Source organism: Microcoleus sp. Pol1C5 (assembly GCF_036701115.1).
Classification (GTDB): Bacteria; Cyanobacteriota; Cyanobacteriia; order Cyanobacteriales; family Microcoleaceae; genus Microcoleus.
The window spans coordinates 1-19,805 of record NZ_JAUBQE010000082.1; the positions used below are offsets into that span (position 1 = coordinate 1).

Sequence of the window (19,805 nt, forward strand, 5' to 3'; positions counted from 1 at the left end):
TTGCACGATCTGTTCGATCGCCCTATCCCCTAAGCCTTGCTGTATAAACCTTTTAGCTAATTATTCAGCAAGCCCTATTTAGAGAAAGCGATCGCACAAGAAACGGTGATGGATTGGATTTTGGTGTATGTCGTCTATGCCAGCAAAAAATTCACCCGATGGGATGAGTTATTACCGGAATTACGAGCGGCGAATTTAAATCCCAGGACTTTAGCTGAAATTGAAGCTGTGACAAATAAGTCTAAATTGCTTCCCAAGTTGGATATTTTACTCGCACAACTCGAACTTGACTTTGCCGAACCACTTTTAAAGCGATGCACTGAGATAATCGAGGCTGACGGTGAAATTAATCAACAAGAGGGGAAAATTTTGCTGACAATTCAACGGGCTATTTTGAGCAAAAGAAAGCAAGCTCAAAAGCAAGCCTAGCCAACTTCGATCTAGGATGCGGTATTGGAACCTACTGAAGCACAAACTGAAGTCTAAGCTAGATCACAAACTCCCCCGTGCGTTCAGGGCCGGAAATGTCAAATCCAATGCTCATACACTGGCTCAAGCGAATGGGTTATAACTCTGGGAACGAGAGCAGTTAATTGATATAATTCCGGTTGCACTCATCGAGATGATAGTTGGCTGTTGACTAAAATTATACGATCGGGCCAACTGACTGTTTGGACATTGGAACAATACCGATGCAACCGGACACGATATGATTTAGTGATTCGAGCTAAAAAATAAGGGATCTATAGACCAAGAATCCCAGTCTCTGAAAGAGCGGGGAGTGTCACTCGATTTTAGATTTTAGGTCTTAGATTTTAGATTTTAGATTGAGTCTACAGATGAATCTCGGAACTTGAACAAGAGTCTAAAATTTTGTTCTCTCCACAACAAAAGTCGGAGGCTTGTATCCGTTTTTGGGCTGGGTCAATAATCTTTTTTCCCAGTTAGCAAATAAGTAACCATGTATCCCTTACCCTTAACTTGAATGGCGCCGCGCTTCTGAAAAGTATATTTATCTTTTAATATCTCGTAGGTTTCGGCGGTGACTTGAATGCAGCCGGTAATCCCGTGGGATTCCATGCGCGAAGCAATATTTACTGTGTCGCCCCAGAGGTCGTAAATAAACTTTTTTAAGCCGATGACGCCGGCAACGACAGGGCCACTGCTAATCCCGATCCGAATGCTGAAAGGTTCCGAATGTTCTAAACTGAGGAGCCTAATTTCGTGCAACATATCGATCGCCATGTTCGCAACCGCCTCGGCGTGATCCTCTCTGGCCGTAGGCAAACCGCCGACAACCATGTAAGCGTCACCAATAGTCTTAATTTTCTCCAAACCGTGGCGATCGGCCAAGTGGTCAAAAGCCGAAAAAATATCGTTGAGCACTTCCACCACTGCCGTCGCTGAAATTCTCGACGAAAGCTCTGTAAACCCCACAATGTCCGCAAACATCACAGTCACTTCCGCAAAACTTTCGGCGATATTGTGTTCATTGTCCTTCAAACGCAGGGCGATCGCTGCCGGCAAAACGTTTAGCAGCAATTGCTCGGATTTAGCTTGTTCGAGTTCCAACTGTAGGTAAGCAGCCTGCAACTGTTCGGCTTGGCGAATTCTTTCTCCGGCTAGCTTTTCGATTTGGGCCGTGCGGCTCAAAGATGTCAGCATATATGTCACCGGAATCAGAGTCCACAGCATCCCCATCGTCAGAGTTCCCCAAGAGCGCCAGTGCTTGCGAATCCGGCGAATTTCCGGCGTTGCTGACACGTACATAGACCACTGGCGGCCGCTAATTTTCAGCCGCCTTCTGCAAGCTGTATAGTTCGGGCCTGGATTGTCAAGAATCGGGCAGTTTTGCAGGAGAGAAGGTTTCGCAGTGGCTGATGCTGGAAGCACTTGTTGGCTGGCGGATTGGAACTGCACCGCAAATTGCTGAATTCGCCTCTCAGCAGGGAGATTTTTGAGAACCGGGTTTGCCCTTTGCGGTAACAGCGACGCTGCTTCTTGCTTGTCTGGAGCATCGCTAACGAGATAAATATTGAGGTAGTCGGTATTGCGTCCTTTTAAAGAGGTTTGGAAAATATCTTTGCCTCGAAATACGCCCAGAACAAATCCTTGTAGCAGTTGGCGGCGGGATTCCAGCGTAGTCGGTTGACTGCTGTTTTCGTAAATCGGAACTATGGCCAAAAGACCCTGTTCCGGGGAATTGCCCTGAGTTAAGCCGATGTAGTTGGTGACAATCATTTCTCCTGTATCGCGCCCTCGATCGAGCGCGACGCGGATTTCTGGGTGGGAGGCGAGGTCAAAGCCTAATACTGTCTCGTTTCCGGCTGGTGGTTCGACGTAGAAAGCCGGGAAGTATTCTGAACGCTGGAGAGCCTTGCGGAGTTCTCCTCGCGGGCCGCGCTCAGTAATCTCGAAGCTCGGCTCTGTTTCGTTTCTAGCTTTGGTTTCGTAGTTGCGGCGCTCGGAAGTGGGGACGCGGGGGGCCCAAGCCAGGAGTTGCAGGCTGGGGTGGACGGATAGGGGACGGGCGACAAACCGGGCAAAAGAGGAACGCTCGACGGCGCTGAAGGCTTTCATGTAGTCGCTGAGGGCGAGAACAGTATCTAAGTCGGAGTTAAGCTGGCGTTCGATGCCGATCGAAATATCGTCGATGCGGCGCTGCATTTCGTAGTCGCGGCGCTTGTCTTCCCAGTCCCAAACCAAGGCGAATGCCAGAAGCGACAGTCCCACACCCAAACCTAGCGTCAACGCGGCTGGAATGTAGCGAGACCAGGATAAAGGTAGTTTTTTCAGCATATTTGCCTAGCGAATAAGGGCAGCAGACTAGCACACCGCTGAGTGCGATTTGTTCCGGCCTCTGAGTGCGGTTAATTCAAAACCCTGATAACTCAAGCACCGACGGCAATTGGGAATTAAAAGTTATATCTTGAAACTTTTAAATTAATTTCCGATCGCTCAGCAGGGGATTTCAATCCAGAATTCCGCTCCCTGTCCGGGCGCTGAGATGCAACGCAGGCTTCCCTTATGTTTTTCTACCACAATCTGATGGCTGATGGATAATCCTAAGCCAGTTCCAGCTCCTACGGGCTTGGTGGTGAAGAAGGGGTCAAATAGCCGCTTGCGAACCTCTTCGCTCATTCCCGGGCCGCTGTCGGCGATGCAAATTACAATGCGATCGCCATCACTGAGCTGGTTTTTACTGTGGCTTTTCAGATCAGCTTTTTTCATGAGGGTGCGAATCACGATCGTCCGAGGTTGCGGTTGGTTTTCTAGAGCGTCGATCGCGTTGCTGATAATATTGAGAAATACCTGGTTTAACTGACCCGCACAACAGGAAATTTTGGATATCTTCCCATATTCTTTAATAATTTCAATCCGGCTTTTTCTATTTGCGTGATGCAATCTGTGCTGCACAATTAATAGCGTACTGTCAATTCCTTCGTGAAGGTCTACCAACTTCATTTCTGATTCATCTAGTCGCGAAAAGTTCCGCAGCGACAACACAATATTACTGATTCTTTCTACTCCTACTCTCATGGAATTTAGCATTTTGGGCAAATCTTCCTTCAGAAAATCTAACTCTAAGTCCTTAACTTTTTCAGCAATCTGAGGCACGGGGGACGGGTAGCATTCCTGGTAAAGAGTTAACAATTCAATTAAATCGTGAAAATAGTTGTCAGTGTGAGAAATATTGCCGTTAATAAAAGTTGCGGGATTGTTGATTTCGTGGGCGATGCCAGCCACCATCTGACCGAGGCTCGACATTTTTTCGGATTGAACTAATTGGATTTGAGCGTTTTGTAGTTGTTCGTAGGCTTCTTGCAATTGGGTGGCTTGTTTTCTTAATTGAGATTCGGAAGCTTGGAGTGCGGCGGCGGAAATTTTGCGGTTTGTTATATTTTCAATCATCCCTAATTTGTAAATAGGTTTTCCTTCGCCGTCTCGAATTAAAGTAGCTGTCACATTTACCCAAACTATTTTACCTGTAGCTGTAATTTGGCGGAGTTCGATTTGATAGTGAGTAATTTCTCCCCGCTCAAGAGCATCAGCAACTTGGATATTTTTTGGAGAATCGTCGGGATGCCCAAGTTCTATAAAAGTTTTGTTGAGCAATTCTGCTATGGTATATCCCAGCATTTCGCAATAATTTTTATTGACTCTCACTAACTTGTTATCATCTAAGTTAGCTAAGTATATAGCGATTGGTGCATCTTCAAAAATTGTGCGAAATAGTTCCTCGCTGGCACGGACTTTAGCTGCTAGGGAAAGCCGATCGGTGATGTCTTCAAACGTAGACAAAATGCCGACTACATTGCCGGAATTGTCGTGTAAAGGTATTTTATTTGTATCCAGACAGCACTGGGTGCCGTCGGCTTGCATTTTGGATTCTATGATGTGATATTCTGGGGTGTTGGTTGCCATGATGCGGCTGTCGCCGGCTCGAAAAACTTCTGTTTCTTCCGGCTTCCAGGGCATATCGAAGTCGGTGAGACCAGCGATTTCGCTGGGGTGATTGAAACCTGCGACTTTAGCAAAGTTTTTGTTACATCCCAAGTAAACTAAATCTCGATCTTTCCAGGCGATTAACTGAGGGATATTATTGATTACCAACCACAGCATATTTTGGGATGTTTGCAAGGCTTCGGTACGTTCTAGGACGCGCTTTTCAAGTTCTTGATTGGCTTCTTGCAGGGCGATTTTTGACTCGCTGAGGGCGATTTCTGCTAGCTTGCGATCGCTGATGTCGATTGTCACCCCTTCCCACAGTATATCGCCCCCCTGTTGCAGTTCGGGGCGGGCAATACCGCGAATCCATTTCAGTTTTCCAGATGCGGTTACGATCCGCCATTCATATATCCACGGTTTTAAAGTTTGGCCGGAAATGGCGAGAGATTCTAACAGAACTTTTAGGTCTTCTGGATGCACCGTTGACCACACTAAATCCGAGTTTTCTTGAACTTTTTCTGGATCTAATTCGTAGAGTTCCCAACAGCCTGAACTGACATAAATGAATTCATCGGAACCGTCGGGATGTAGCAAGTATTGATAAATCATCCCCGGCACGTTGGCGGCCATTTTTTGAAATCTGGCTTCGCTTTGCCGCAGTGCTGATTCTGCAAGTTTACGATCGCTAATGTCAATCAACAAGCCATCCCAAATAATGTTATCATTTTCGCCCCGTTCAGGTCGCGAAGCCCCGCTAATCCACTTAATCCGATCGCCCGGAAAAACAAATCTGCCTTCCCACCGCCAAGGCTCTAAAGTTGTAGCTGAGATAGCAACTGATTCATGGAAGCTGGGCGCATCCTCTGGATGAATCATTTGTATAGCGGGAATAGCTGAATTTTGGAGTACCTCTGGTTCTAATTCCCAGAGATCGCGGCAGCCGGAACTGACGTAGGGGAATGACAAAGTACCGTCTGCTGCTAACTGAAATTGATAAATCATTCCCGGAACGTTGGCGACCAGTTTTTGAAACCTCGCTTCGCTTTGCCGTAGTGCGGTTTCTGCTTCTACGCGATCGGTAATATCGTAAAATGCCGATAAAATTGCGGCTTCGCCATTAAAATTAATCGCTCGCATCGACATTTTTACCCAAAACAAACTGCCATTTGCTTTCTTGAGGCAGATTTCTTTGCTGTCGCTAAAGCCGTTTTGTTTGACTAAACCTATCAATTGACGGCGGTCATTTATATTGGCATAAAGGGCCAGTTTTTTGCGTCCGATAAGTTGTTCGTAACTCAAACCTAAACTTTTACCTAGAGCAGGATTTGCATACAAAATAACGCTATCTTCTAGGCGCGTAATTAACATGGGAACGGGAGTCGTACTGGCGATCGCGCGCAATCTTTCTTCGCTTTCTTCCCTGGCTGTTTCGGCTGCTACTCTTTTGCTAATATCGTTCTGAACTCCGATAAAATGAGTTAATTTTCCCTCATCGTCTAAGATGGGGGAAACCATTAATTCGTTCCAAAAAGGAGTTTTGTCTTTGCGATAATTTTTGAGAATTACCTGAATTTCTGTTCCCGCTTGCAAGCTGTGGCGGAGTTTGTTTAATTCGGCCCGATCGGTATCGGGACCCTGCAAAAATCGGCAGTTGCGTCCAATAACTTCTTCGCGGCTGTAACCGGTCAGTTTCTCAAAAGCAGGATTGCAGTAGATAATAGGTGTGTCATGCTTGCGAGCATCCGCAATTAAGACGCTGTTGTTCGACGCTGCGATCGCCCGTTCTAGAAGAGACAGGTTGAAAGAGTCTGTTGTCATCGGTGGCAAGCTCCAACCTCCCAAGGAGTGGACAGAACAATAAACATTTATAAATAGCTTGAGCCATTCTTATTCTATAATTTTATTTTTAATTTAGCCTTGTTAACAAAGCCAGCAGCCAAAAAAAGCCCGCGGGGGAGACGAGTAATACCATTTTAGATTTTAGATTTTAGATTGACAATGACTGATTAGATCATGGTTTGAAGCTTTCCTACAGTTGCCTTCTGGTTTAAAAGTAGTATAACCGAAGGCATTAGGCACTTCTCCAGAAAACAGCAGGTGAAAATACCGAATGGGGCAAGAAAACAGAAGGTGAAAATACTGATATTTTAAACTTTTTTTCTTCTTTTCCTTCCATCCGGCTCGTCAAGCCTTTTAAATTGACAAGCTAAGGCAAGAACCCTGAGCAGTTTTGCTTACTTCTATCCTGGCTTGAAAAGCTTCTTTCAGGTGGGGCATATGGGTAACGGTGAGGATGCAGGCAAAGTCGGAGGCGATCGCATTAATTGCAGCAATCAGCCGATCGCACCCTTCAGCATCCTGAGTTCCGAATCCCTCATCAATAATCAACATTTGCAAAGCCGTGCCCGCCCGCTGAGACAGCAGTCTCGCCAGCGCCAGCCGAATCGCAAAATTAATCCGAAAAGCTTCACCGCCAGAGTAAGTTTCGTAGGCGCGAGTACCGCGAGCATCAGCAATTAAAATGTCTAAGGTGTCAATCAATTTAGTGGCTTTTTTAGAAGCAGCAGCCCGCTGAGTAATAAATTGAACGTGCAATTGATTCGCGCTCAATCTCGACAATATCTGATTTGTTTCAGCTTCGAGTTGAGGCAAAACATTTTCAATCATTAAAGCTTGAATGCCGTTTTTACCAAAGGCTTGACCCAACTCTTGATAAACTCGCTGCTGGCGTTTGGCAACTTGCATTTGCTCTTTTTGAGCTACTAGCTGAACTTGCAGATTTTCCAGATTTTGCTGCTGCTGCTGGAGGCGTCCGAGACTTCCCAAATGTTGGTCTAGCTGCTGGCGGCGGCGACTGATTTGCTGTTCGATCGCACTTATGCGGGCTGTGGGATCGGGATGTTCTTGCAATTGCTGGTTCATCGCGGAAGTTTGAGCGCTGACAGCTTGCAAATCTCGATCGCGCACTGCGATGGAATTTGCTATTTCATTAACCCGCTGCTGCACTTGCGGGTACTGCACAGTTGCTGAGCGCAATTTTTCGGCGCGGGCGATCCAAAACTGCGATCGGCGCATTTCGCTGCGGACGTGTTCGTGCTGCTCCAAATTATAGCCAACTTCCGCAATGTATCTATCTAAAGACAGAATTTGCTGCTGTATTTCCGAGCTATTTTTTTGCTGTTCTAACTGTTGCTGTACCGTGGCTAATTGAGTTTGCAAATCCGGGCGGCGGGCATTAATTTTATTCAGTTTCTGCTGAGCATCTTTGATTTGAGCTTGCTTAATTTCCGCCCACCGCAAGCGCTTTTCATCGCTGCGGGCGAGGGAGTGGCTGCGATCGCTGTAATTGAGCTGTTGCAGTTGCTGTTCGATTTGCTGGAGTTCGCCCAAATCATCGGCTGCATACTCGCCGGTGCGTAGCAACCGCTCTATTTCTGCCGCGTCTTGACGCATACTTTGCAGTCGGTTTTCATCTTGGCTCAGGCTATCTAATTGTGCTTGCAAATGGCTGCGGCGTTCGCGCAATTCTTGGTAGGGCGCTAATTCCTCTTCTAGTTCGCGGTATTCATGTCTGAGGACTTGAATTTCGCGCTCGGAGACGGCCAACTGTTCGCGGACAACCCACAGTTGGTTCCAAATTTCCTGCTGTTGGGTGTGGTGTTTTGTGACTACCAAATTCCAGTAGTGTTCGTCTAAAGGTCGATCGCACAAAGGACAATTGCCAAAATTTGCATCCCGCACCATTAAAGGCGAATTCGATGGCTCGTTTTCCGCAAAATTCGAGGCTTTACCTTCGCCTGCGGTTTTTTCTCCTTCATGTTTCCGCAGCAGTTGCAGTTTTTGGTCGATCTCGGCGAGTCTGGTTTGATAGTCACGGCTTTTGGCTTGCAGGTTTCCTAGAAAGTCGTGCCTTTCTTGACCTTTTTCGCGGACTCGCTGCTGATAAACTCGCTTGTTTTCCAACTGCAAAATTTGATTGGCGATGGCCGAGATTTCCTGCTGTAATTGCGGTTGTCGCTGCTGCTGCTGAACTTGCACCTGTCGGTTGATTTCCTCTAACCGGGCGGTTAAACCGGCGCGGGCGCGATCGAGCTTTTGTTGCTTTTGCTGCTGCTGTTGTAGCAGCGGCGAAACTTGCAGTTGCAGTTGCTCTAGTTCGTTGAGGCGCGATCGAACTGCTTGCAACTGTGCGAGTCCTTTGTCAACCTCCGGCTGCTGTTTGAGAATTTCCAGAACATCTTTTTCATCTTGTTCTAAAACCTCTAATTGAGCTTGCAACTGCTGAATTTTGCTTTGCAAAAAGCTCAGTTCTTGCCGTTGCTGTTCTTGCAATTGCTGACGCTGATTTTGGGCTTGTTGGTTTGCCTTAAATTTGCCAGCCAGAGTTTCTTCTGTGGCTTGCAAGCTTTGGAAATACGCGATGCCTGCTGTTATTTCCTTTTCTTGTCCTAGGAGGGCTTGTAGCTCATTTTGCTGCTGTTTTGCTGCGCTGAGTTCTTGCTGCAAGCGGCGGCATTCTTGAGTGATATTGTAGTGCTGCTGCTGGTGGCCGGCGAGGAGTTTTTGCCAAGTTTGGCGGTTGTGGTGCTGGAGTTGCAGTTGCTGTAACTCGCTTGTGTCGGCTTGCTGCTGCTGCTGAAGCAAATCGGTTGCTTGCTGCAATTGAGTTTGTTCCGAGGCGATCGTCTCTTTTTGTTGCAGTTGCTCTTGTACGGTTTGCAAACTCTGTTTGAGTACATCGACTTGAGCTTTAAATTGTTTGGACGTATCTTTGGCTTGTTCGGATAAAGTATCGTAGGAGTCGAGCTTGAGCAGGTTGGCTAAAACTTGTTTGCGTTCGATCGGCTTTTTGAGCATAAATTCATCAGCTCGCCCCTGCCGCAAATATGCCGAGTTGATGAAAGTATCGTAATCTAGTTTGATGTGTTCGAGGATTTTTTGCTGAGTTGTTCTCAGGCCCTTGTCTGTGAGGGTGCGAAAATTAAGCTTTTCCTCACTCTCGGCAGAATTCAAGCTGACTTGAAATTCCAAACTTCCCGATTGTCCGCGCCGGCGATTCCGAATCACCCGGTAGATTTGGCCGCCGGTAGAGAAAGTGAAATCAACGCGCACATCTGTTTCGCCGATATGGATGATATCGTCTTCCGTATCGCTGCGGCAACAGCCCCAAAGTGCCCAGGATAGGGCTTCTAAGAGGGAGGATTTGCCAGCACCGTTAGGCCCGCAAATGCAAGCGGTGTGCAGGCCGCGAAAGTCTAAAGCAGCTTCGCGATAGCTGAGAAAATTTTTGAGTGTAAGTTGTATAGGAATCATTTAGGCCATCGCGCCATACAATCTATCTATAAATAACACTATTTGTACACTGTTGCCTAGTTATTCAATCCAGATCCAGAACAATTGTCAGTGCTTCTGCAATTTCTTCCATAATTGTCTCGGACAGGGTTCCGAGTTGTCGGACAAATCTTTGTTGCGAGACGGAACGGACTTGAAAAGTATCGGCGGCGGACACTTTAGTCAAGCCATTTTCGCCGCTGGGTTCTAGTCGAACCATCCAATTTCTCTCGGTGTATCGCTCTTTCCAGTCAGTGATGGGAACAATAACTTCAAGCAGCAAAATTCCAACGGTTTCATCACTGACAATTACTACCGGACGGGTTTTGCCGATTTCGGCGCCCACAGTAGGTTCAAGCGCAACCAGCCAGATTTCGCCTCTACGCATTAGTTTTTATCCCTGCGTTAAGGCATTCTTCCTCGGAGTCAAAATAGGGTTCGCTGTCAGCCGACCACAAATCATGTAAAGCACCTCCCGGCATATAATCTTTGACTGCTGCTTCTGCTGAGGCTCTGAGTCTCCGCTTTTTCTCGGCTTTGCGCTGGGCTTTTTCTTCTATTTCTTCGCGCATCATCCGCGAAGCTGTTTCGATGATTTCTAGGCGTTCTTCTGCTGTCAGATTTTTGAGTGCTGCTAAGATTTCTGTTTTGGTCACGGTTTTTTAGGGTGGTGGGTAAGAAAGTACGATCGATCTCATATGTTGCACCATTCTCAATAATCCTTTTTTGGGCGGGATCTCCTGCCCACCCCACAAGAAAATCTACTCTTTGTGGAACGGGGAAGATGCCCGTTCTTGACAAAAATGACGCAACATCTCTGATCGATCCAACCATCATTATATCTTTCACAAAAATCAATTTCGGCGCTCTCTGCTTGTGGCGCACCCTACATCAATCGAATTGGCAGATTTTCCATCATCAAAAAGGGTTGACTGTATTCCTACAGCCAACCCCGCGCCTATTTATTTGTCCTGCGTTTGCTCAAACAGCAACACTATCTGGCAATATTCGGGAACGTATAGCCGACACCGACTAACAATCCCACTTCAGCTCCGTCAACAAAACCAATATTCAGTCCCGCTGTTGCTGTAAAATTGCTCGACAGCGGCACATCTACACCGCCCGAAATCAGGAAGCCAAAATGACCGTCATCGCCGGTAGAAACTATCACGCCAGCACCTGCATAAGGAGCCGCAGTAATCACAAAATCTTCGCTGACTTCGACGGTTTCTTGAGATACAAAATCGAAGGTAACGGGAACTAGAACAGTTAAGTTGTCGCGGAACAAAACACTCGGTCTCACCGACAAATTGTTCGTCAAACCGATTTTGCTAATAATCGCAAATGAACCGTCGCCTAATGCTGTATCTCCGCCAAAACCTAGATTGCCGCCAATGCCGATGTAGCTGGGCCCAGAACGAGTAGCTCGGCCTGGTCGGATTTGAGTTCCTTGAGCCACTTTTTCAGTTGCTTCTGAGGCAGTTGCCGGTTTTTCAGCAACTTTCGGTTGGTTTGTCAAAGCTGATGCAGAAGTGCTGACAGGATTGCTCAACAATTCTTGTGCTGTTTTGACTTCTTTTTCTTGCTTCGTTGCTGTTACTTCCAGATTATTGCTCTCGGCAACAATTGAGGTAGGCCGATCGCTCTTTTTGGCAGTCTCGACTGTTGACTCCACTTTGACACCATTATCAGCAATTTTAGCGGTTTCTTCCGACTTTTCAGTCTCAGCAGTAATGGAGGTATTTGGCGCAGTTTCTGTCTCAGCAATTTCCGATGTTGCTGCTTCCGATTTTTCTGGTGCAGCAATAGATACTTGCAAGTTGGCTGACGGTTCGGAGGCTGCTGGCTCCGCTGCTTCTGTTAGTTCGCTCCAACTGATAGAATCAATTTTTTTATTACTAGCCGTTGTTTCTGCGTCTGGTTTAACTGCTGAAGTTGCCGCCGGCTCAGAAGTTTGGTCAATATTTTGAGCTGCGATTGTTGCAGTTGTAGCGACATCGGGCAAGTTGCCAGTTTCAGCTTTCGCTGACATGGTACTGCAACAAACAGCTAAAGCTGCAAGATTTATTAACGCAAAAGTAGACTTGGAAAATAGACTATTCATAGAAACTCCTCAATGAAGGGTGTGTTAAAAGTGTAAGTGTTTGAGGGCGACTGTCGAGAGCTTTGCTAAAAAAAGACACAAATATGAGTTGTGTTGTTCCTAGATTGCCATTTTACCGTTGAATAGTCAACTCTCAAGCTGATTAGATTCAAGAACGGACGGTGGGTTTAGAGGCTAATTTTAATTTACAGATCGATCGGCTAAAAATCAATCCTAGGGATGATTTCACCCTTAATCCTGTTTAATTGAGGGTTCGATCGCGCGTCTCGCTTGCATTCTACAATTCTGTACTTGGGGGCGCTGCACTCGCAGCGACGCCGGAAAAATCCGGTTTTTGAGGGCGCCCCGCCTCGAAACCAAGAGACAACAAGCTTTCAAAACAGTTTTGGCAGCCCCGCCGTCCACAGCAAGTGCAGTTAATACAACGCGATCGGCTGCTGCACAGTCCCTGACAATTAATGTAGAATAATACCACCGATCCGAGAAATATTTGTGGGTCGATCGTGTCAAAATTACTGAATATTATGAAAATTGTGTAAAATTTAGTGTTCTATTTGTAAAGTTTAGCCTTCGCTTTCGCTCAGGGTCTGACCATCTAACAACAGCACGCAACTAAACAAGTAAAAAAATACAAATTATCTCATCTCAACCTGACTTTATGAGCAAAGTTCTAGTGATATTAGGCGAATTGAGCGATCGCGACATCGATTGGATGCTCGCCAACGGCACCCGCACCCAAGTCCTCCCCGGCACAACTCTGATCGCCGAAGGTAAGCCCTTAGACGCCCTGTACATAGTTCTGGAGGGAACTTTGAGCGTTGCTGTATCATCTTTAGGCGACAAAGAAATTGGAAAAATTATTTCCGGGGAAGTTTTGGGCGAAATGTCTTTTGTAGACGGGAGGCTTCCTTCTGCTAGCGTCACGGCAATTGAAGAGTGCCTCATCCTGTCAATTCCCCGGCGGCTGCTAACTGAAAAACTAGAGCAAGACGTGCTTTTTTCCCTGCGGTTTTATCGGGCGATTACCAAATTTCTGTCGTCGAGACTGCGGGGTACAGTCAAACGTTTTGGCGATGATAGTGATGGTTTAATATATCAAGATCCCGACGACGAGGGCGCTATCGCGGAAAATGTCGAAAATCCCGATTTGGCTGCATCGAGATTTCAATGGCTGTTGGAGCGTTTGAAGGGGAGTTGAAGTTGGACAACGAACAGTGTACAGGACTGAATGGATTTAACAGTAATTCCCAGTTACCAATTCTCAGTTACCAATTTCTAGTTACTAAGTCCCAATTCCCAATTAGAAAACATATTTTTCAGCAACGCGCCAATAGCGAGAAAAACGCTTCAAATCAATGTAACCATCGTAGCGCACAAAGGGATCGGGTGGCAAAACTTCTACAGGGTGCGATCGCTTAATTTCCCGGCAAATATCTTGAAACCTAGGACTGGGACTTTCCGCAGTTACCACTTGATTTGCGCCGGATTCGATCGCAAAAGCGATAACTTCTGCAGCCACATCGCCCCGCCGAATAACTACCGGTAACTCTAGCAAACATTCGTAAATAAACACCATTCGTTTAAGACTCAACTGCCATTCATCAATCAGCGCATCATCCCAAACCCAGATGGCTGGTGCCTCTGGGTGCGCTTGAAAAGCCGGACCTTCAGGACTCAAACAGTCGCCGTGCAGCCAAATAATCGGATTGTTCATAAATGGGGAATGGGGAATTGGGAATTGGGAATTGGGAATTGGGAATTGGGAATTGGTAACTAATTACAACAGTTAACAGTCAACGCACAACAGTCAATCAATAAATTTTTAATTTCTGCGACCTTTTTTAGGGCGTTCCCAAGTTTTAGAACCGCCACTACGATCGACCTTTTCTCCATGAGGAAACAACTGCCCTTCCAAATATTCGTAAGTTCCCTCAAAATCGCATTGCCCATAAAAAGGACAATCGCGACAATAAACCGCCTTAGTGTAACGCTCCAAATTTTCCCGATTAAAAAAATAAGGTTTGTGGCTAAAAGTGCTTGCTACCCACTGCCAAGAAAGATTATTGCTCGCCGGATCTCCATCTAGCAAATGTTGCAAAAACCAGCGAGCTCCGGCTTGCCAGCGCACGCGGCGCCAGTGTACGAGATAAGCGGCAGTCCACATCCGCTGGTGATTGTGCAAATAACCAGTTTCTCGCAACTCGCGGCTGAAACTGTCGATGCAAACCAAACCAGTCGTGCCCTCCATGACATCTTGCGGCAGAGTTTCGCTGTAATCTTTAGCAGTGTAACCAGTTTTGTAGGGTTCGCGGTCTTGCCAAATCCCGTTGCCCAATTCGGCGTACAGTCGCTGCCAATAATCCCGCCAACCCAACTCGTTGACAAGTTTTACGGCCTCTTCTTGATGCCGCACCTTCTCCAGCACGGCATCCCGGACTTCCGCAAGACTCAAAACCCCGTAGCGCAAATAGGGCGACAAGCGCGTTACCGCACCGTTGAGGAAATTGCGGGTTGAGCCGTATTTGCTGGGGTCAATTTGTTGCAGGGCTGTCTCGGCTGCTTTCCGCCCGCCTGGGGTTGGGGGTACGCTGCTGTCCCGGCCGGCGGCTTCGGGGAACTGTTCACGCACGTAGGCAATTAATTCGTCGCGGCTGGCAAATTCCCGCTTCATGTCCTGACTCATTGTTTTTTCAAGCGCCTGCTATTGTTTCTTAATGTTAAAGCTATGCGATCGGGTTAGAAGCTGCCCGATCGCCATAAATTGCCCTGACAGCCTGGTAACTTACAGTGGGCCCCAGCAGCAATCGATCGTCTGCTAGCAGCCAAAATTAGCATCAAAGTCAGTACACTCAGGGATAGATATAATACCAAAATCTCATGGAAACTTTTCCGGCGGACGCTCAAGCGATCGCCAGCTTAGCTAATCGACAGCAGCCAGGTACAAAACAACTGGAAAACAGCGAAATTCAAGAGTTCGATCGAGCCATGATGCGCCGCTGCATAGAATTGGCTCGCCGCGCTCTGGGCAAAACCGCACCCAACCCCCTTGTCGGTTCTGTAATTGTCCGAGATGGCAAGATTGTCGGCGAAGGGTTTCATCCCGGTGCCGGTCAACCTCACGCCGAAGTTTTTGCGCTCCGGGAAGCGGGGGAACTCGCCGAAGGAGCGACCGTCTACGTAAACCTGGAGCCATGCAACCACTACGGGCGGACTCCTCCCTGTTCCGAAGCTTTAGTTAAGGCCAAGGTGGCAAAAGTAGTGGCTGGCATGGTCGATCCCAATCCTTTGGTCGCTGGAACTGGGCTGACCCGGTTGCGAGAGGCTGGGATTGAAGTGGTGGCGGGAGTGGAAGGCGAAGCTTGCCAAAAACTCAACGAGGCTTTCGTTCACCGAATTTTATACCGCCGGCCTTTGGGAATTTTGAAATATGCAATGACTTTGGACGGTAAAATTGCTACCAGTAGCGGCCACAGCGCTTGGGTGACAGGCGAGGAGGCTCGGAGCGAGGTACACCGGGTGCGCGTCGGCTGCGATGCTGTGATTGTTGGGGGAAATACGGTGCGTCTGGACAATCCCCTACTGACGAGTCACCAGCCTGATAGGAATAATCCCCTGCGGGTGGTGATGAGCCGCACTCTGGATTTGCCAAAGTCGGCTTGGTTGTGGGAAACCTCTGTGGCGGCTACTTTGGTGCTGACTGAGCCTGGGGTTAACCCGGAATTTCAGGAATTTTTGATCGCAAAAGGGGTGGAAGTTGTGGAACTCTCGCCGCTGACACCGACTAATGTTATGGCTTATTTGTACGATCGATCTTTTCTTTCTGTACTCTGGGAGTGTGGCGGCACTTTGGCGGCGAGGGCAATTGCTGAGGGTGCAGTTCAAAAAATTATGGCTTTTATTGCTCCTAAAATTGTCGGCGGTCAAGGGTCTCCAACTCCTGTGGGAGATTTGGGGTTTTCCGCAATGACTGATGCTTTGACTTTAGAGCGGGTTTCTTGGCGCTCGGTGGGTCCAGATTGTCTAGTGGAAGGCTATTTGAAAATTAAAGATTGAAAGTTAAAAGCGAGTCTTTTTAGTTTTTGATTTTTAACTTTTAACTCCTTTTATGGTTGAAATTCTGATTTGGAGTTTGATGGTTGGCAGCCTCGGCTTGGAGGCGGCGCTCGCGGGTGTATTGGTGAGCCGCGAGCAATTGGCTATGTGGCAAAAATACAACGAGGAGGAGGAAGTTTTGACTCGGTACGAATCTCAAGAAGATAATTTTAATGCGCCTGAAAATGCGCCCTCTAATGGCAATCCTCCACCCACTCCTAATGCTGTTGATTTGACAGTTTGGGAGTACAAGATTGTGCGGGCTAGCAACGATTTGTTTCGCAATCCTGCGATTTTTCACAAACTGTGCCAAGAAGAGGCGGAAGTTGGCTGGACTTTGCTCGAAAAGCTCGACGACAGGCGAGTGCGGTTCAAACGTCCGATCGCGTTGCGGGACGCTCCGAGGCCTAATTTGCCCACCTTTGACCCTTACCGCACTCATTACGGCCCGATCTCGAATGCGATGAGTTGGGCTGCGGCGATCGTGTTTCTGAGTGCGATCGTGCTTCCCGCTGTTTTGGGTTATGCTTTGGTGTCTACTACTCTAACCAGAAGTCGCTCTAATTGGCCTCCGGCACCTGTTCAATCTTTGCCCTCTCCCAGGGGGTAAGAAACTAATAAGTGAAAGAGCGGCCCAATGGAAGAGGGAAGATGGAAGAATGAAGAGAGAATTGTTTTTTTAATCTCAAGTCCGGTCAACAAAGTATAATTAAGTTTGTAGTGAGGATTTCAGTCCTCTCTTCTCTTAAAAAGCTGACGACAAACTATTATATTAGAAGCAATTAACCGGACAACATCTAACTGACTAACCAGCAGAATTATTGAATTATATGTTTTTCTTTAATTCTGCCTTCTGTCTTCCACCTTCCAATTTTGGCTGCCTTCGACTGTAGACCATCCTGTCATACAAGCGGCGTGGGAGAAGGAGCGGAAAGCAATCTCAAGTCATAATTGGTATCGCCTTGAAATTGAGAAACGCGGACGAAATAAGTCCCAGCAGGTAAAAGCCCATTGCTGACAATTGTTTCTGAAGACGTGCCTAAATTGTTAGACGAAGCAATAAGATCGTCTAATCCAACGGCGCCGTTGCCGTTGATATCCTGAATTAATTCTACATCAACATCTGCACTCAAACCGTCCACAGTTACACTGAAAATGCTAGGAGTATTGAGGATGAAACTGTAAATGTCGGCTGGTTCAGCAGCTCCCACAAAATCGCTCGCCGTTTGAATTTCTGTGAGAATGCCTAGGCTTTTTGCTGCGTTTAAATTGTCGGCGGGATCGGGGAGAGTGCTCAATAGTCCTTCTTGTTGACCGAATTGAATGTAATGGTCGATCGCACTTTTAACTGCGCCACTATTGACTGCTGCTGCTACCAGCGGATATTTTTCTAGATAAAAGCTGGGATCGAAGAAAACGCTGGCTTTGCGGTTTTCTAATTGACCGGCTTTGAAGTAGTGTTCAAAAGGGGTAAATTGATTTGTTTGGACTGCTGTCTGAACATCTGGGTTGCTTGCTAAATAGAAACCAACATCGAAGAAAGGGTTGGGGTTGCGTCGTTCAAATTGACCGAATCTAATAAAGTGATCGGCTGCTGAAAAGCCATTGAGTTTGGCTGATACCGCTACATCTGTATTGGTGTCTAAATAATAGCTGGCGTCGAACAGGGCATTCGGGTCGCGATTTTCAAATTTGCCAATTTTTCGGTAGTGATCGAAGGGACTCGATACCGTGCCTCTGGCAACTGCTACGGCGACATCTGGGTTGTTTTCGAGATAAAATTTGCTGTCGAACAGTGTTCTGAGGGTTAGCATTATTAAAAAAATCTCTCTGGACTTTAGTCTGGAAAGTGGACGATCGAGAATCCAGTTTACATCAAAGTTTTGTTTTGTGAGGATGTCTTAATTATGGCTAAATCTGGACTGATGGCAATGCTGCGCCGCGCTGCGAGTATTGCTCAGAAATCAAGGGAAACGGGCATTCCGGTCGATGAACTGCTGGGGATGCTGAGCGCTGGCATTCCCAATTCTGACATATCTCGGCGCCGCTTGCTGCACGGGGGCTTAGCTGCTGCGGGGGCTGTCGCTGCTGCGACTTTTACCAGGGAGGGAGGGGGAGCTTTTGCTCAACAGGGCGGACGATCGCCCATTTTGGTTGTGGGTGCGGGAATTGCGGGTTTGACGGCGGCTTATCGATTGCGCCAAGCGGGCGTGCGCGCCGATATAATCGAGGCAACTAACCGCGTGGGGGGGCGGATTCGCACTATTCCCAAGGTGGCTGGAACGCTGATTCCGGCGGAGTTGGGGGGAGAATATATTGACACCGGCCACACTACTTTAATCTCGCTGGCGACGGAATTGGGTTTGCGGGCGATCGACTTAGTTGACGTGCAGCGGGGATTTGTGAAGGATACTTTTTTCTTTCAAGGCCGCCGCTTTTCTCTTGAGCAAATAATCGCGGAATTTGCGCCGCTAGCGAGTAAAATTAGTGCTGATTTGGAGACGGTTGGCGATGAAATTAGCTATCTTGATTTTACGGAAGCAGCGGAAAGATTGGACAATCTTTCGCTCGCTGAATATCTAGACCAAGCTGAGACTAGCACGATTGTCCGGCAGTTGCTCCGCATTGCTTACACGGTATTCTACGGTCGAGATGCCGAGGAACAGTCGGCGTTAAATCTGCTGTTTTTAATCGGTTCTGAAGCGGGCAGTTTTGAATTGTACGGCAACAGCGATGAGCGTTATCAAATTGACGGCGGTAACAGTCAAATTATCAACCGTTTGGCGGGTCAATTGTCTGGTTCGATCGAGGCGGGGACGGTTTTGGAAGCGATTACTCTTTTGCCGGATGGCCGCTATCGGGTAAATTTGCGATCGGGACAAAGCGCGTTCGAGCGCACTTACGAGCGAGTTTTGTTAACTTTACCGTTCAGCACTCTGCGAGACGTTAGGATTAACGTACCTTTGCCCCAACCAAAGCGCAGGGCGATCGAGCAGTTGGGTTACGGTACTAATTCTAAGTTAATTACTGGCTACCGCAGCCGAATTTGGCGGGAACTTTATCGCTCGACTGCTTCTGTTTATACCGATTTAGAATTCCAGAGTACCCGGGAAGCTACGCCTTTCGCCCCTACTCCTAACGGTTTAGTTACTAATTTGACAGGAGGAAAGCAGGGTTTGTCGATCGGTGCCGGAACTCCAGAAGACCAAGCACAAAGATTTTTGAACCAATTTGAAAGAGTTTTCCCCGGAGTGAGAAATTTGCGATCGGGCAAAGCTGTGCGAGCTTATTGGCCGGGAGAACGCTTTTTCAAAGGTTCTTATGCCTGCTATTTAGTCGGACAGTGGACGCAAATGTACGGCGTTGAAGGCGAACGAGTTGGCAATTTATATTTTGCCGGGGAACACACTTCGCTGGAAAATCAAGGTTACATGGAAGGCGGTTGCGAAACTGGACAAAGGGCGGCTGTTGAAATTTTGCAAGACTTGGGTTTGATACCTTCTGCTGATGCTTTGAATGCTCGAACTGCGAGTAATTTGAACAATCGCCGTCCCAGCCGGAAAATTCCCGGAGCGCAGAATCTTAGGAATAGAAAGCCGAGTATTAGATAATCTCGCAAGGTGCGTATTTAATGCTTGTTTGCCGTTGCTCCTAGCCCGTGCATCTAATTCTTGTGGGGTGGGCTTCTAGCCCGCCCAAAAATACAATTTAGATGCCCAACAGCTTAAAGCCATTTTACTGATTTTAAATCGGAACTTACCCCCTGCGGGGGTAGTTCTGGGGGCTGTATTCTTTGTCCCGTCTCGGTTTTAGCGACTTGACTGCCGAC

At 47.4% G+C, this 19,805-nt stretch carries 15 protein-coding genes; 5 read left to right on the plus strand and 10 right to left on the minus strand.

The features are described from left to right. The first annotated feature begins 108 nt into the window (after positions 1–108). Positions 109–429, plus strand: coding sequence for a hypothetical protein (locus tag QUA23_RS28835; protein ID WP_333077733.1), 321 nt, complete (start codon positions 109–111; stop codon positions 427–429). Between the two features lie 495 nt (positions 430–924). On the opposite strand, the gene QUA23_RS28840 is transcribed toward QUA23_RS28835, so the two are convergent. From QUA23_RS28840 to QUA23_RS28870, 7 genes are all read right to left on the minus strand, one after another. After that, a complete protein-coding gene (locus QUA23_RS28840; RefSeq protein WP_333077734.1) occupies positions 925–2,799 on the minus strand; it encodes an adenylate/guanylate cyclase domain-containing protein in 1,875 nt (624 codons plus the stop codon). A gap of 159 nt (positions 2,800–2,958) precedes the next feature. After that, positions 2,959–6,267, minus strand: coding sequence for a PAS domain S-box protein (locus QUA23_RS28845; RefSeq protein ID WP_333077735.1), 3,309 nt, complete (start codon positions 6,265–6,267; stop codon positions 2,959–2,961). Between the two features lie 375 nt (positions 6,268–6,642). After that, positions 6,643–9,762 (minus strand): AAA family ATPase, encoded by a 3,120-nt coding sequence (locus QUA23_RS28850; RefSeq protein WP_333077736.1) that lies wholly within the window; start codon positions 9,760–9,762, stop codon positions 6,643–6,645. Between the two features lie 64 nt (positions 9,763–9,826). Then, the gene (locus tag QUA23_RS28855; protein WP_006631034.1) at positions 9,827–10,168 is read right to left on the minus strand and encodes a type II toxin-antitoxin system PemK/MazF family toxin; all 342 of its coding nucleotides are present in this window, start codon (positions 10,166–10,168) and stop codon (positions 9,827–9,829) included. After that, positions 10,161–10,436 carry a hypothetical protein gene (locus tag QUA23_RS28860; protein ID WP_333077737.1) on the minus strand — a complete coding sequence of 92 codons (276 nt, stop codon included), beginning with the start codon at positions 10,434–10,436 and terminating at the stop codon, positions 10,161–10,163. The genes QUA23_RS28855 and QUA23_RS28860 overlap by 8 nt, the downstream gene beginning before the upstream one ends. 338 nt (positions 10,437–10,774) lie before the next feature. Next, positions 10,775–11,884, minus strand: a complete 1,110-nt coding sequence (locus QUA23_RS28865) for a hypothetical protein (RefSeq protein WP_333093914.1) — start codon at positions 11,882–11,884, stop codon at positions 10,775–10,777. Positions 11,885–12,115: 231 nt separating this feature from the next. Continuing rightward, complete coding sequence (locus QUA23_RS28870; protein WP_333077739.1) at positions 12,116–12,394, minus strand: hypothetical protein; 279 nt, start codon at positions 12,392–12,394, stop codon at positions 12,116–12,118. Positions 12,395–12,542: 148 nt separating this feature from the next. On the opposite strand from QUA23_RS28870, the gene QUA23_RS28875 reads away from it, so the two are divergent. Next, positions 12,543–13,082, plus strand: coding sequence for a cyclic nucleotide-binding domain-containing protein (locus QUA23_RS28875; RefSeq protein ID WP_333077740.1), 540 nt, complete (start codon positions 12,543–12,545; stop codon positions 13,080–13,082). A 102-nt stretch (positions 13,083–13,184) separates the two neighbouring features. Here QUA23_RS28875 and QUA23_RS28880 read toward each other — a convergent pair whose 3' ends face one another. Then, positions 13,185–13,598, minus strand: coding sequence for a hypothetical protein (locus QUA23_RS28880; RefSeq protein ID WP_333077741.1), 414 nt, complete (start codon positions 13,596–13,598; stop codon positions 13,185–13,187). 108 nt (positions 13,599–13,706) lie between these two features. Beyond that, positions 13,707–14,567, minus strand: coding sequence for an FAD-binding domain-containing protein (locus QUA23_RS28885; RefSeq protein WP_333077742.1), 861 nt, complete (start codon positions 14,565–14,567; stop codon positions 13,707–13,709). Positions 14,568–14,761: 194 nt separating this feature from the next. On the opposite strand from QUA23_RS28885, the gene ribD reads away from it, so the two are divergent. Further along, entirely contained in the window at positions 14,762–15,937 is a 1,176-nt protein-coding gene (gene ribD / locus QUA23_RS28890; protein ID WP_333077743.1) for a bifunctional diaminohydroxyphosphoribosylaminopyrimidine deaminase/5-amino-6-(5-phosphoribosylamino)uracil reductase RibD, read from the plus strand. A gap of 52 nt (positions 15,938–15,989) precedes the next feature. Then, positions 15,990–16,586 carry a hypothetical protein gene (locus QUA23_RS28895; protein WP_333077744.1) on the plus strand — a complete coding sequence of 199 codons (597 nt, stop codon included), beginning with the start codon at positions 15,990–15,992 and terminating at the stop codon, positions 16,584–16,586. Positions 16,587–16,878: 292 nt separating this feature from the next. Here QUA23_RS28895 and QUA23_RS28900 read toward each other — a convergent pair whose 3' ends face one another. Further along, on the minus strand, positions 16,879–17,790 hold the full coding sequence (locus tag QUA23_RS28900; protein ID WP_333077745.1) for a PPC domain-containing protein: 912 nt from the start codon (positions 17,788–17,790) through the stop codon (positions 16,879–16,881). Positions 17,791–17,883: 93 nt separating this feature from the next. Here QUA23_RS28900 and QUA23_RS28905 point away from each other — a divergent pair, with 93 nt between their 5' ends. After that, on the plus strand, positions 17,884–19,587 hold the full coding sequence (locus tag QUA23_RS28905) for an NAD(P)/FAD-dependent oxidoreductase (protein ID WP_333077746.1): 1,704 nt from the start codon (positions 17,884–17,886) through the stop codon (positions 19,585–19,587). Positions 19,588–19,805 lie beyond the last annotated feature (218 nt).